At 60.7% G+C, this 13,402-nt stretch carries 9 protein-coding genes; 3 read left to right on the top strand and 6 right to left on the bottom strand.

The features are described from left to right. Nucleotides 1-3 precede the first annotated feature (3 nt). The 6 genes from GGQ88_RS16525 to GGQ88_RS16500 form a co-directional block, all read right to left on the bottom strand. Entirely contained in the window at nucleotides 4-3,033 is a 3,030-nt protein-coding gene (locus GGQ88_RS16525; protein ID WP_246386156.1) for an efflux RND transporter permease subunit, read from the bottom strand. A 41-nt stretch (nucleotides 3,034-3,074) separates the two neighbouring features. Continuing rightward, entirely contained in the window at nucleotides 3,075-4,100 is a 1,026-nt protein-coding gene (locus tag GGQ88_RS16520) for an efflux RND transporter periplasmic adaptor subunit (RefSeq protein WP_183614549.1), read from the bottom strand. Further along, nucleotides 4,097-5,434: a TolC family protein gene (locus GGQ88_RS16515; RefSeq protein ID WP_183614548.1), complete on the bottom strand. Its 1,338-nt coding sequence runs from the start codon at nucleotides 5,432-5,434 to the stop codon at nucleotides 4,097-4,099. The genes GGQ88_RS16520 and GGQ88_RS16515 overlap by 4 nt, the downstream gene beginning before the upstream one ends. Further along, nucleotides 5,431-6,654: a sensor histidine kinase gene (locus GGQ88_RS16510; RefSeq protein ID WP_246386153.1), complete on the bottom strand. Its 1,224-nt coding sequence runs from the start codon at nucleotides 6,652-6,654 to the stop codon at nucleotides 5,431-5,433. Before GGQ88_RS16510 ends, GGQ88_RS16515 begins: the two co-directional genes overlap by 4 nt. Before the next feature lie 122 nt (nucleotides 6,655-6,776). Continuing rightward, nucleotides 6,777-7,451 carry a response regulator transcription factor gene (locus GGQ88_RS16505; RefSeq protein ID WP_183614546.1) on the bottom strand — a complete coding sequence of 225 codons (675 nt, stop codon included), beginning with the start codon at nucleotides 7,449-7,451 and terminating at the stop codon, nucleotides 6,777-6,779. 10 nt (nucleotides 7,452-7,461) lie between these two features. Further along, on the bottom strand, nucleotides 7,462-7,728 hold the full coding sequence (locus GGQ88_RS16500) for a PepSY domain-containing protein (RefSeq protein ID WP_183614596.1): 267 nt from the start codon (nucleotides 7,726-7,728) through the stop codon (nucleotides 7,462-7,464). Nucleotides 7,729-7,971: 243 nt separating this feature from the next. On the opposite strand from GGQ88_RS16500, the gene GGQ88_RS16495 reads away from it, so the two are divergent. From GGQ88_RS16495 to GGQ88_RS16485, 3 genes are all read left to right on the top strand, one after another. Further along, nucleotides 7,972-10,503, top strand: a complete 2,532-nt coding sequence (locus GGQ88_RS16495; protein WP_183614545.1) for a TonB-dependent receptor — start codon at nucleotides 7,972-7,974, stop codon at nucleotides 10,501-10,503. Between the two features lie 108 nt (nucleotides 10,504-10,611). Next, complete coding sequence (locus tag GGQ88_RS16490; RefSeq protein WP_183614544.1) at nucleotides 10,612-11,535, top strand: YncE family protein; 924 nt, start codon at nucleotides 10,612-10,614, stop codon at nucleotides 11,533-11,535. A 429-nt stretch (nucleotides 11,536-11,964) separates the two neighbouring features. Then, on the top strand, nucleotides 11,965-12,990 hold the full coding sequence (locus tag GGQ88_RS16485) for a metallophosphoesterase family protein (protein WP_343057249.1): 1,026 nt from the start codon (nucleotides 11,965-11,967) through the stop codon (nucleotides 12,988-12,990). Nucleotides 12,991-13,402: the final 412 nt, after the last annotated feature.

Raw genomic sequence — 13,402 nt, 5'->3', positions numbered from 1 at the left:
GGTTCAACCTTCTAGTGGTGCGGTCGAGGGTGAAAGCCCGTCGTCCCGCCTGCCTGATCGGGATATGACCAGGATTAGTGTTGGCAGAACCAAAAGGACCAGCGGAACGGCAGCTGTAAGACCAAAGATAATGGCGGTCGCCAGCGGTTGTTGCAAACCCGCGCCCCGGCTGATCCCCAATGCCAGCGGGCTTAGCGTCAGGATGGCAATGAGCGCCGACATCAGGATTGGGCGCAGGCGCTTGTCTCCAGCATCTCTCAATGCGCCCGCAGCTACCGATGCTTCGGTATCGAGCTCGGAGAGGTAGAATACGATCAATTCGGTCACCATGCCCACGACCATGGTGAGCCCCATCAGTGCCGAAACATCGAGTTCGATGCCGGTAACCCAAAGTCCGAAAAACACTGCTGCAACGCTAAGCAGAACCGTCAGGATTGCCGCGAGGGTCCATGCAATTCGTTCGAAGAGCAAGGTCAGCAACAGCGCGGCCAGCAGCAGCGCCGCCACGAACACCATCGTCATATCGGAAAAGCTTTGGCGTTGCTGCGCGTAAAGACCGCCATAATCGATCCGGATCGAGGATGGCAGGTTCATTCCCGCAACGGTCTTGCGCACATCGACCATCGCTGAGCCTAGATCCCGCCCATCGAGTCTCGCTGTAACGTCAATGAACGGCGCAAGATCTTCACGCGTGCGCTGCTTTTGACCAGCAAGGATTGTGACATCGGCAATCTGGCCGACCCTTACCACGTGTCCGTCGGGCGCCGTCAGCGGCAGTTCAGAAACTTGGGACGCACGCAACCTTATGTCTGCCGGGCCGCGCACGCGGACGCCGATAAGCTGTTCACCAATTCTGAGATTCGTAGCCTGATTGCCACCGACCAGGCCTTCAATCTGGCTGGCAACCGCAGCCGGATCGAGTCCATGTTGCTCCGCGATGCCTGGCCGCACCTTCACCGAGATGGCATCGCCCGCCACCCGCAACCCGTCGACGACCTCGACGACCCCGTTGACCTTGCCGATCGTCGCGGCAACCCGCTTCGCGGTCTGCTCAAGAACCGCGGGATCATCACCGAAGATCTTGATCTCGATTGGTTGCGGTACAGCCGTAAGGTCCCCAATGAGATCCTCCATGAGTTGCAGCGCTTCAACCTGCAATCCGGGCACCTTTGCTTCGATCTGCTGCCGAATATCGGCCATGACGGCTTCGATTGGACGGCGCGATCCACCCTTGAGGCGGATAAAATAGTCTCCTTCGTCCGCTTCTGTCAGCCCACCGCCCAATTGCAGGCCGGTGCGACGTGAATAGCTGGCGACCTCGGGCGTATGCTGGATGATTGTCTCGACCTGACGCAGCAAGCGATCGGTATCGCTCAGGGCCGCACCAGGTTGCGCTTTGTAATCGAGGATGAAGCCGCCCTCGTCCATTTTGGGCATGAAGCCCGACGGCACTTTGTACCAAGCCAGCGATCCCGCCAGCGCAAAGACCAGACATGTTACGAACGCAATGCGGTCAGGGCGCTCCAGCGCGGCGCCAATTGCCTTGTGATATTGCCGAGCAAGCCATGCCAACCAGCCCGCCGCGCTTTCTGCGGCTTCGGCGTCACTGGGCCTTAGCCAATGGGCGCAGATAAGCGGGATCAGAAAGCGGGCATAAAGCAGCGAGATCGTCAGGGCGGCGACCATCGTCACCGCCAAGGCCTTGAAGAAACCGCCGCTGACCCCGGAAATGAAGGCCAGCGGCAGAAACACGACAATGGTTGCACCAGTCGAGCCGAACAGGGGTTTGGCCATCTCGGCGCCCGCATCCAGGATCGAAGGAGCGTCGCGGGCGGTGCCTTCCTGCATCCGGCGCATAACATGTTCGAGCATGACCACGGCATCGTCAACGATCAGGCCGACCGCAGCAGCCATGCCGCCCAAGGTCATCATGTCGAAGTGCATGCCCATCGCGAAGAGGATCAGGCAGGTTCCGGCAAGAACCGCCGGCAGAACCCCCGCAGTGATGGCCATCAATCGTACCGAGCGCAGGAACAGGAACAGGACCAGCCCAGCTAATACAGCGCCAAGCAGGATTGCGTCGCGCACAGCATTTGCTGCGCCTACAACAAGTTCGGACTGATCGTAGAACGGCGTGACCGTGACACTGGGCGGCAATCCCAGCCCCTTGAGCCGCGCATCGGCATCACGCACCACCTGCACGGTGTCACCGCCGAGCGCCTGCCGGACATTGACGAGCACTGCCTGGCGACCGTTGCTCGTGACCAATGTGTAGTTGGGCTGAGACGCAGGTCGGACCGTGGCGACATCGCCGACGGTTACAATGCCAGCGCTAGCTGCCGTGCCGGCCTTTACCGGCGTCGCGGAAATCTCTGCTGCAGTCGCAAGGCGATTTTCGACAAGCAGCAGGTACAAGCGATGGCGGTCCTCGATGCGTCCGGCACCGCGCACAATATTGGCCTGGCCCAGCGCCTTGACAACATCGTCCGGCGAAAGGCCCAATGCGGCCAGCTTTCCTGGTTCGATATCGACCGAGAATTCACGCGGTGAGCCGCCCAGCACATCGACCCCGGCGACACCAGGCACTGCCGTGAGGGCGGGTCGAATCTTCAACTCGGCAAGCTGCCGCAAGGCCTCCTGATCCAGCGTAGCCGAGGTCAGCGCGATGCCAACCACAGGAAAAAGCGTCGGGTCGGAGCGCCGTACATCAAATGATGTGCCCTGTGGCAGCGAAGCCGCAACAGTTGCCAGCGCGCCCTGTGTGGCCAGGGTCGCGGCTGTCATGTCATGACCCCAAGCGAAGTTCAGGGCGACTTCGGCCGAACCACGACTGGTGGTTGAGCGCAAATGCGTGACCCCCGGAACCGAACGCAGGGCGATCTCGATCGGCCGTGTGATCTCCGCTTCCATCTGCGCAGGATCCCGTTCGCCAGCGTCGATGGCCACAACCACGCGGGGATAGTCAATGTGCGGAAACAGGCTGACCGGCAGCCGCCACGCACCAACGACGCCGCCTAGGGTCAAAAGCAGCATTGCCAGCCACAGGCTGCGGGCGTGCCGGGAAAGGGCAGACTTCATTTGGTGCGAACTTTCATGCCGTCTTCGACGCCTGTCGCGCCGTCGGTCACAACCAGTTCTCCATCGGAAACACCCTTGAGGACTGCGACCTGCTTGCCATCGCTGGCCCCGATTTCGACATCACGGCGATGCGCGACACCATCCTTGACCACAAAGACGAACGGCTGCCCGCCATCGTCCAGCAGTGCGGCATAAGGAACGGTGACGGCAGCGCTCGAGGTGCGCGCAACAAGGCGGGCGGAGAGCGGCTGTCCCGCGGCGAGCGCCCGTTCTGCCGATATCTGGACCAGGATCGAGGCCAGGCGGGTTTGAGCATGGGCGACCGGACTGATCCCGGTGATCGGCACGACAAAGGGCGGCGATCCATCACCGGGATGCACTTCGATCGGACTTCCTGCGGCCAGTCCTCTAGCCCGCGCAGGATCGATGCCGAATCGCGCCTTGACCGCACCGGAGCGCGAAAGGGTAGCAATTGCCGTGCCAGGCTGCACCAGATCGCCGGCGCTGGCTCCGGTGGCGTCGACAAAGCCTGCGTGCGGTGCGCGCAAGGTTAAACCGGCGCTACGCTCGTTGAACGAAGCCGCCAGCGCCGAAGCGGCTGCGGCGCGCGACCGGGCGGCTTCGACATCGGCGTCGCTGGCAAGCCCATCGGTGCGCAAGCGTTGCGCCCTGGCCAATGCTTGCTGGGCGGCGGACGCATCGGCGAAGGCCGCACGGAACTGCGCCTGGCTTGCCGGACTGGCACGCAGATGGGCGATCACAGCGCCGGCTGCGACCGCCGAACCGGCCGGCGCATCCACAGACACCACGGTGGCCTCGACCGGTGCTGATAGCACGATCTGACTGTCACCACCCCGCTCGATTTCGCCGTACAGTGTGATCGACTGGGCAATGTCGCCCGTCGATGCCTTGCCAAGCGCGACAAGCGCGGTTGGCGTGGCGGTACTGGACTCATCGGCATTGCCGCCCGAGCAGGCAGCAAGCGCAAGTATAATCGGCAAAAAAATTGCAGTCCGGGTCATTTCCACCCCTCGATTGGCTCGCCGCTCAGCAGTTCGAGGGCGATCGTCTGTTCCTGGATGGCAAGATTGGCCTGGGCGATGACCTGTTGGCGGTCGCGCAATTGCTGTGCGGCAGTCTTCGCCGCTGCGTGCGACAGGTCACCTCTGCGGGCGGCCCTGCCGCTGACTTCCGCCTGACGGCGCAGCGCCGTCAATCCGGCCTCTGCGTCGGCCAATTGTCTGCGCGCAAGCCCGATCCCCGACCACGCCGCCGAAATCTCGGCGCGAGTCTGAAACAGTCGGGCGTCATATTCAGACTTGAGTGCTTCGCGGGTCGCGCGCTCGACTGCAATCCCGCCGCGATTGCGATTCCACAGGGGAAGCGTGAAATCCACCGTCGGCCCCAGCAGGGCATTGCCCGCGGAATCGCGGTTGCCGGTGATGGTCAAGTTGAGTGTTGGAAACTGGTCAAGCACCGCCTTGTGCACTGTTGCCTCCTGCGCGCCATAGCCGGCTCGCAGTGCTGCCAGATCGGTTCGGCTTTCCCGGGCAAGTGCAAACAAGTGTTCACCTGACGGCGGTTCTGGCGGCATTGCAATCGGCGCCAGCGCCAGCACGGTATCCGGCGGAAGGCCGAGCAGACGTGCCAATTCCTGTTTCGCGGTAAGTAGATCCCGTTCGGCGGTTCGCAAGCGATCTGCCGCATCGAACGCTGCGAGACGCGCACTTTCCGCCTCGCTGGCAGAGACGTCACCCCGCAACGAGGCCCGCGTGACGTGCTCGAGTTGAAACTGCGTTGCCACGACCGATTCGCGGTTCAAATCGACAATTCGGGCGAGACCATCGATGCGTACAGCCTGAATCCGCGCTTGCCCCGCCGTTTGCCATTCCGCCCAGGCGAGATCGAGCCGCACTTTCAGAGCCTGCGCGTTCGCCTGCTGGCGGGTTACCGCGCGCTTGCGCAGCGCATTGATATCGAGACCCAGTGCGCCGGCAATGTTGAGGAAGGTATCGGGACCACTCAATACCTTGTCTGCGCCGATGTTGAATGTTGGGTCAGGCAGCAACCCTGCCGCGAATGCTTGCGCATCGGCGACGTTGGCCCGCATGCGCAATGCTATAAGATCGGGATTATTGACCACGGCCAGCGCGGCCACGCCCTGCGGTGACAGCGGAGCGGAAAGATCGACCGTGGTGGGATGCAGCCACGGGCGCTCGACCGCGCTCGCACGCGCTTCCAGAACTGCTGGAACGGCGTCGTCAAGAAGTGTTGGATGATCGCTCAGCGGCTGCGGCGAATAATGAGCGCAACCCGTTGTCAGGGCAAGGAGCGCAAGGGCCGCACGGGTCTTCACAAGTCTATCCTTCGGGGAAAATGGATTGTAGCCGACAAACCGGGGACCGCGTCGGCTAGTTTGAGCCTGGCACCGTGGGCATCGGCTATTGCACGCACCAGACTCAGGCCCAATCCGTGACCGGGAGTCGAACGGGCCGCCTCAAGGCGCACGAAACGCTGTTGGACTCGCTCCTGTTCGGCTTCAGGGATGCCAGGTCCATTATCCTCGACTCCGACAATTGCGCCATCGCCATCGGGCCGGGCTAGCAACCGGATCGTGGTTCCGAGCGGCGTATGGCGAATGGCGTTTTCGACTAGGTTGATGATAGCCTGTGACAGCAATTCGCGGTCACCTTGCACTTGAAGTGGGGTCTCGACAGCTAGGACAAGGGCCCGGCCCGAATCTTCGGCAAGTGGGGCGAGTGTCTCACCCAATTCGCTTACAAGGTGGGACAAATCAAGAATGCCGAACGCGCGCTTGAGGCTGCCTTCCTCGACTTCCGAAATACGGAGAATGGCATCGAACAAGATAAGGACGTCGTCGGCCTGCGCAACTGCGCCCTCAAGCAGTTCCTCGACTCCGGCATCGACCTTTGTGGCGCGCAACCGCTCAAGCTGGTTGCGGAGCCTTGAGAGCGGCGTTCGCAAGTCATGCGCCAGATCACCGGTCACTTGACGCAGATTGGCGACCAATCCGGCGATCCGGTCGAGCATGGCATTCAAAGACGCTGCCACGCGATCGAACTCATCGCCAGCCGGCCCTACAATGGCACGCTGACGCAGGTCTCCAGCCACAATTGCAGCCGATGTCGTCTCAATTCCGGCAAGTCGTCCGCGAAGATAAGTCGCCAGTGAATAAGCCCCAACGATCCCGAGCAACAATAGAACGGCAAAAGCGGTACCGAACATTTCAAGTATCGTCCGGTCGATCGACTCAAGCGATTCCAGATCGGCGGCTACCACAAGGCGATATCCGCCCGGAAGCAGCGTGACCTTTGCGCGCGCGGGGTCGGGTCCTTCCTGCGGATCGGCAAAGACGATCGACTGCCAGCCCGGTGCCGGCATGGACGTTAAAAGGCTGCCGGATATGCGCTGACCATCGGGCGCAAACAAGGACGTGCCTAGCGAGATCGGTCCAGGACGCCGCGATTGGGCGATGGCTTCGATTAGCCCCTTGATGCCATCGTCGCGAAGTTCACCTTGCAAAGCATTGGTGGTCGCTTCGATGCTGACGTCCATTTGCTGCGCGAATGCAGCATGGGTTGCGATGAAAACCGCGGCCCCAAGAACAAACATTGCGGCCGCATAAGCTAGAAAAGCGACCAAAGCGATGCGGTTCGCAGCACTGCGCGGCCAAGCTCTCACGTGCTGCGGATCCGATAACCGACGCCGCGCACGGTTTCGATCGCGTCGGCGCGGCCCCCTTCGTTGAGCTTGGCCCGAAGACGGCTCATGTGGGTTTCAACAATTTTGGTTTGCGGGTCGAAGTGGAAACCCCAGACACGCTCTAGCAGCATCGTCCGGGTAACGAATTCTCCAGCATTGCGCATGAGCTCTTCGAGCAAACGGAACTCGCGAGGCTGGAGTTGCACAACCTTCCCTTCCCTTCTGACCTCCCGGCCCAACAGCTCCATCTCCAGCCCCCCAGCCGAGAGCCGGGTTGCAACAGAAGCTGGCGACGCACGCCTGCCAAGCGCCTGGATCCGCGCCGCAAGTTCACTGAAAGCAAATGGCTTAATGAGATAATCATCCGCGCCAGCTTCAAGCCCATCGACGCGATCTTCGATTCTCCCGACAGCAGTCAGCATCAAAACCGGCGTTGTCACGCCGCCACCTCTGAGGCGCTTGAGTACGGAAAGTCCGTCAAGCAATGGCATCATCCGGTCCAGAATGATGACATCGACATCTTCAGTCAGGGCGTAGTGAAGCGCATCCTCTCCATTCGCTGCCGAAATGACATCGTGACTCAATTCCCCGAGCCCTCGCTCGACAAATTGCCGCGTATCGGTGTCATCTTCGGCCAGCAGGATGCGCATCACGGTCTATTCAGTCCCTCGCGTTCAAGGCTTCGAACTTGTCCTCGACGATCTTGCCGGTGACGACATCGACGCCGATCTCGTGGATCCGGTTGCCCTGCCGGATATCGAACGAATAGCGAAATCCGCCGCCTTCGCGTTCACGCTCGGATTTCTCGACCCGGCCTGGCGCAACGTGAAGCGCAATTGCACGAGCCTGCGCCATGGTGACGCCGACTGGCTTGGCCTGGCTGACCTGAGGAAGGACGAGCACCGCAGCGGCGCACGCAAAAATCATAGGGTACCTTTTCACGGCTCTTCACTCCTATTGTCGAGCTCATTGCACTTTCATGGAGATAGCCGTGCATAGCTCACATGACGGTTGCCGTGGGGATACAATTTGCCAACCAAGCGCGCAATTGTCGACCAATTCGAAGGTTACCAATTTGTATCCAAGTTGCGCGCCACAAGTCATCCGAATGCAACATTGCAGGCCGAATTCCACGCCTGATCAGAATTCAGACTTGTGGGGAACATTTAAATGTTGCGGACTGTTTCGTTGGCTGCCTTGGCCATAGCATTGCTGCCTACGACTGCGTTCGCCGATACCGAAGCGGCGCCCAGCGAGATCATTGTCACAGCTCGGCTCGCCAAGACAGCGCGGGACGAGCAAGCGGCCGCGCCCAATGTGGTCAACGTTCAATCGGCGGAAACTATCGCCAAATATCCCGACGTGAATTCCGCCGAGGCCCTGAGCCGCATGCCAGGGGTGTCGTTGTCGATCGACACGTCCGAAGGGCGTTATGTCAATATCCGCGGTCTCGACGGCAACTTCAATGGCGCGACCTTCGGCGGCGTCGTGCTCCTCAACACGTCGCCCAGCTATACCTATTTCAACGCCGCAGGGCGTGCGGTGGAATTCGATACGGTGCCGATCGGCGCAGTCGACCGGATGACCGTGACCAAGACCGGTCTGCCCGATCGCGAGGCCGAAGGGATCGGAGGCTCGATCGAACTCAGCCCTCGCACGGCGATCGGTGCCAAGCGGCTGTTCGCCCATGTCACTCTCGGCGGCGGGCTCGAAACCGACCGCAACACCGGCCTTTATCGTGATGAAGTGGTCATTGGCGGGCCGCTCGGCGGAACCAACGCCAACGGCGAAGCGCCTTTTTCCTTCGTGCTCAGCCAGTTCCTCTACAACGACAAGCGGAGTTTCGACGATACCGAGGTCGCCTACAAGGACAACCAGCCCGCAACGCCGGATAAGGCCTTCGATGCGCTCGAATTGCGGCACTACGCCTACAACCGCAAACGCTATGGCTTTTCAGGCGAGTTTGACTTTACGCCCGACACCAACACCCGCATCTATCTGCGCGGCAATGTCACCGGGTATAACGAGCGCGTGCTGCGCAACCGGCTCAATATCAATGGATTGGGCGATTCGGTTACGGTCGATCCGGCCAAACCCAACGGATTCATCGCCACAGGGGCTTCGACCGAGAAGACCTTGCGTGACAGCGACGTCAAGGAGCAGAATGCAGTCTTTCAACTCGGCGGCGACCACCATTTCGGCGATGTGCACGTCGAATGGTTCGGCGCCTATTCGCGCGCGACCTACACGAAATACAATGATTACAATGCCACCTTCGCTGGTCCATCCAATCTGAGCGTTGGCTATGACAATACGACCAACCCGAACTATCCGACATTCAAGGTCTTGAGCGGAGCCAGCATCACCGACCCGGCCAACTACGCTCTCGACAGCATCAAGAATTCAACCGAAAAGTCCCATGATCACGAATGGTCGTATTCGCTGAGTGCGGCCATGCCCTTGCACCTTGCAGCCAACGATGAGCTGAAGGTTGGCGGTAAGCTGCGCTATCGCGAAAAGGTGTCGATGCCCTACGGCGCTGGCAAATTCAGTCCGTCTGGAGCACCAATTTTGTGGAGTTACGCAACATCGGGTAGCCCGGTGACCAACTACTACAACACCGGCACGTCCATTGGACCCAATATCGACCCCGCACAGATGAGCAAGCTTTTCGGTGCGAGCGGAACCGCAATTGCCCTCAATACCGGCAGCTATTTCGATGATACCGAAAACATCGCTGCAGCTTACCTTCAGTATCAGGCAACCTTCGGCCAGCTCGGCGTGCTTGCTGGCGTGCGTTACGAACACACCAAAGCGATCTATCGGGGCATAGGCGATTCGATCATCGGCGGCGCAGTGGTTAACGGGCCGCTTTCGACCCCGCACAGCTACGACAATGTGTTTCCGACCCTGCAACTGCGCTACCAGGCAGCCCCGAATCTCGTCGCCCGGGCAACATACTCGACAGGGATTGCCAGACCCGGCTTCTATCAGACTCTGCAGGCAACCAGCATCGACGTGGGTGGCGGTGTAGTCTCGACCGGTAACCCCAACCTCAAGCCGATGTATGGCAACAATTTCGACCTCAGCCTGGAATACTACCTGCCGGGCAGCGGCGTGATTTCGTTGGGTGCCTTCGACAAGGAAGTGCGCAACTATATCGTCACCCGAACCGTGCGCGGCGCCTATCCCGGAATCACCGGCACCGCCTTGATCCAGACCTATGACAATGTTTCAGGCGCCCATGCCCGGGGCATCGAGGCCAACTTTGTCGATAAATTCCGGGGGCTGCCGGGCTTGCTGAACGGGTTCGGGGTAGATGCCAACCTGACTTACGTCGCCTCTGCGGTTGTGGTGCGCGATGGTGAAGGCAGCGTGAGCATGCCGGGTACTATCCCCTGGACCTGGAATGCATCGCTGTTCTACGAGCGCGGCCCGGTGCAGCTGCGGGTAGCGTCTCAATTTGAGAGTTCGGTCCTCTTTGGCGTAGGCCGTAGCCGCGCAAATGACATTTTCCAAGACAGCCGTTTCACAGTGGATTTCAACGGCAGCTACAAGCTGAGCGGCAATGTCGAGTTCTACGTCAACGCGAAAAACCTGACCAATGCTCCGCTGCGCGTATATGAAGGGGCGCCAAACCGGCCGATCCAGCGGGAGTTCTACGATCTTACGCTGGAAGGCGGGGTCAAATTGAGCTTCTGAGAAAAGGTTACCATGAACATGCGTCGTTCGCTTTTGGCCTTGTGTGCCGCCGCCTTATTCTCGAGTGCGTCCTTCGCAGCCAATCCTTCTGCCCCGCTCTTGTCGCGCTTGCCGGACATTCCAGGTCCTGACGGACGATGGGATTTTGCCAGCTGGGACGCGGCGCATGACCGGGTCCTCGTTGCCCATGGCAAGGACGTGCTTCTCGTCGATCCCGTCTCTCACAATGTTCGTTCGATCGGCGAGATTGAAGGCGCGCATGCTGCGCTCGCGATCCCCGGCGGTGACCGTGTGCTGGTCAGCAGCGGCCATGACAACACCGTACGGCTCATTGATAGCGTTTCGGGAACCCAGATCGCGAGCATTCCGGTCGCAGGCGACCCCGATGCGACGGTGCTCAGCCCCGATGGCCATACCGCTTACGTGATGGGCGCAGATAGCGGCGCGATTTCCGTCGTCGATCTCGACCGGCTGACGGAAACGGCACGTATCGCAGCAAAGCCGGGGCTCGAAGTGCCGGTGCTGTTTGGCAATAACATGCTCGCGGTCAACGACGAAGGTCTGGGCGAGATCGAAATCGTCGATCTTTCAGCCGGCAAGATGACCGGCACGATTGCAATGCCGGGCTGCAAGGAGCCGACCGGACTGGCCTACGCTCCCCAGTTTGGTCTGGCCCTCAGTGCCTGCGGCAATGGCAAGGCTGCGCTGGTCGATCTGCGCAGCCGCAAGGTAGTGCGGTTGCTGCCCATCGGGCTCGGTCCGGATACGGCCATCTGGGATGACGCAAGGCGCCGGTTCCTGGTGCCCTGCGGCAAGAGCGGCTCCCTCGCGGTGATCACGCTTGGCCATCGCGGCGCAAGTGTGGTCAGCACCGTGCAGACGCAAGCGAGTGCGCGGACAGCGGCTTTCGATCCGGCCAGCGGACGCTTGTACCTGCCGGCTGCGCGGTTTCAGCCGGCTCAGAGCGGCAAACGCCCCGAGATGATCGCGGGGTCATTTCACCTTGTGGTGCTTTCGCCGCGATCGAATTGAAGAACGATGATCGACCGGAAGACTAGCGGAGCAAATCCCGGGAGTCCCAGATTCGGCCTGATACTCTGGGCCGCAACTGCAACTTTGCTCTTCGCTCCCATGGCGAAGGCTGCTCCACTACCGGCGGATGCCCCCGGTCCCGATGCGACTTTTGTCGTGCTCGGCGAGGGGGGGGCCCCGATCGCGCGCACGATCACAAGTGCCCGAGAATGCCCGCAACTGATAGCGGATGCTTCGGTCCTGGCCATGCGGCTGCGGGCAAGGCCGGCGCTCTTGCCGTTGCGAGCGACCGCCTCCGCTCCCGACCTGTCGAAGCCATCGGACTTCCCGGTCCGTGTCTGCGAACTGGCCATTCCACGCGGCACGCGGCACGCGACCATCGGTGGCCGGGCGCTGCCGCTGCCGCGCCGCGAAATCCGGCGGATCGTGGTGATTGGCGACACCGGTTGCCGGCTCAAGGCAAAGGATAATGCCTGGCAGGCCTGCAATGATCCTGTCGCCTATCCCTTCGCCCGCATCGCCGCGCGGGCGGCGACCTGGAAACCTGATGTCGTAATCCATGTAGGCGACTATCTCTATCGGGAGAACCCGTGTCCCGAAGGCCGCACGGGCTGCTCCGGCTCGCCGTGGGGATATGGCTGGGACGCATGGAATGCGGACTTCTTCGCGCCAGGCAGAAGTCTCCTCGCAGCTGCGCCCTTGATTGTGGCGCGCGGCAACCACGAGAATTGCGTTCGTGCTGGTCAAGGCTGGTGGCGACTGCTCGATCCGCGCCCGCTTCAGCACGGTCGCGATTGCAACGATGCGGCCAACGACGTGCGGGGCGACTTCAGCCCGGCCTATGCCATTCCACTAGGGCGCGCGGCGCAAGTCGTGGTGATGGATCTCTCACACGCTGGCACGAGCATCATCGCGCCTGGCGATCCCCGGATCAAAGAATATCACAGTACATGGCGTGCGCTTGCCGGGTTCGCCAGGCGCGCCAAATTTACGTTCGCGTTAGATCATTATCCCGTATTTGGTGTTGCGGCGAAGGAAGGCGCTAGCGCCACGGGATTCGACGCAGGCAATCCAGCCTTGCAAACGGTTTTCGCCGATATGGACCCGGCGATTTTGCCGCGAGGAGTCGATGCTCTGCTGGCTGGGCATATTCACCTGTGGGAGCAGGTCGACTTTGGTGGCTGGCAGCCCAGTCAATTCGTGGCTGGATTCTCCGGAACACAAGAGGATATCGTGCCAATTCCGAAGGCGCTTCCCGCCAAGGTTAGTCCGGCACCCAGCGCACCGATCCGGCGGTTTGATGCGATCACTGACGTGTTCGGGTACATGACGCTCGAACGAAGTGGCAGAACAAGGTGGACCGCTGATGTTTATGCAGTCGACGGCAGCCAGCTCCGACATTGCACACTTGCGAAGCGGCGATCATATTGCCGACCACTAACGGGCCCGCGCTGAATCGGAAAGTCTGTGAGATGGGTGTACCATTAGCCGATGAGGATCTCAGAGTATGCAGAACCGGCGAATAGTCCTGATTGGCTGCGCAGCCTTGTTCCTCGCGGGTTGTGCTTCGAAAATGGCATTTCGCGGACCTATCGCGCTTGCGTCCGATCAACAGATTATGATTGTACGAGCGACGGCAAAGTTCAAACAGAACGGCATCCTCGTTAGTGGAGATATCAGAAGGACCAACGGGTATGCCGGTTCAGTCGCTGGTCACCTCCATATCGAAGGCTTGGGCGCTCAAGGCGAAGTTTTAGTGAAAGCCGACGCGCCTTGGGGTGAGTTCATGTCCCGCCGGTTTAGGCTTGCCTATTTCAAGGCATTTCTTGAGACTCCAAGTGTGTCCTCCATTACGTCAATAAGAGTG

Origin of the sequence: Novosphingobium hassiacum (genome assembly GCF_014196055.1) — a bacterium.
GTDB classification, from domain to species: domain Bacteria; phylum Pseudomonadota; class Alphaproteobacteria; order Sphingomonadales; family Sphingomonadaceae; genus Novosphingobium; species Novosphingobium hassiacum.
This window is presented reverse-complemented; position numbering and strand designations above follow the sequence as displayed.

Coding starts and splice junctions, on each gene's coding strand:
- GGQ88_RS16525 (WP_246386156.1), bottom strand. CDS start 3,033: ATGCTGCTTTTGACCCTAGGCGGCGTCGTTGGTGCGTGGCGGCTGCCG.
- GGQ88_RS16520 (WP_183614549.1), bottom strand. CDS start 4,100: ATGACCCGGACTGCAATTTTTTTGCCGATTATACTTGCGCTTGCTGCC.
- GGQ88_RS16510 (WP_246386153.1), bottom strand. CDS start 6,654: ATGGACGTCAGCATCGAAGCGACCACCAATGCTTTGCAAGGTGAACTT.
- GGQ88_RS16505 (WP_183614546.1), bottom strand. CDS start 7,451: ATGCGCATCCTGCTGGCCGAAGATGACACCGATACGCGGCAATTTGTC.
- GGQ88_RS16500 (WP_183614596.1), bottom strand. CDS start 7,728: ATGATTTTTGCGTGCGCCGCTGCGGTGCTCGTCCTTCCTCAGGTCAGC.
- GGQ88_RS16495 (WP_183614545.1), top strand. CDS start 7,972: ATGTTGCGGACTGTTTCGTTGGCTGCCTTGGCCATAGCATTGCTGCCT.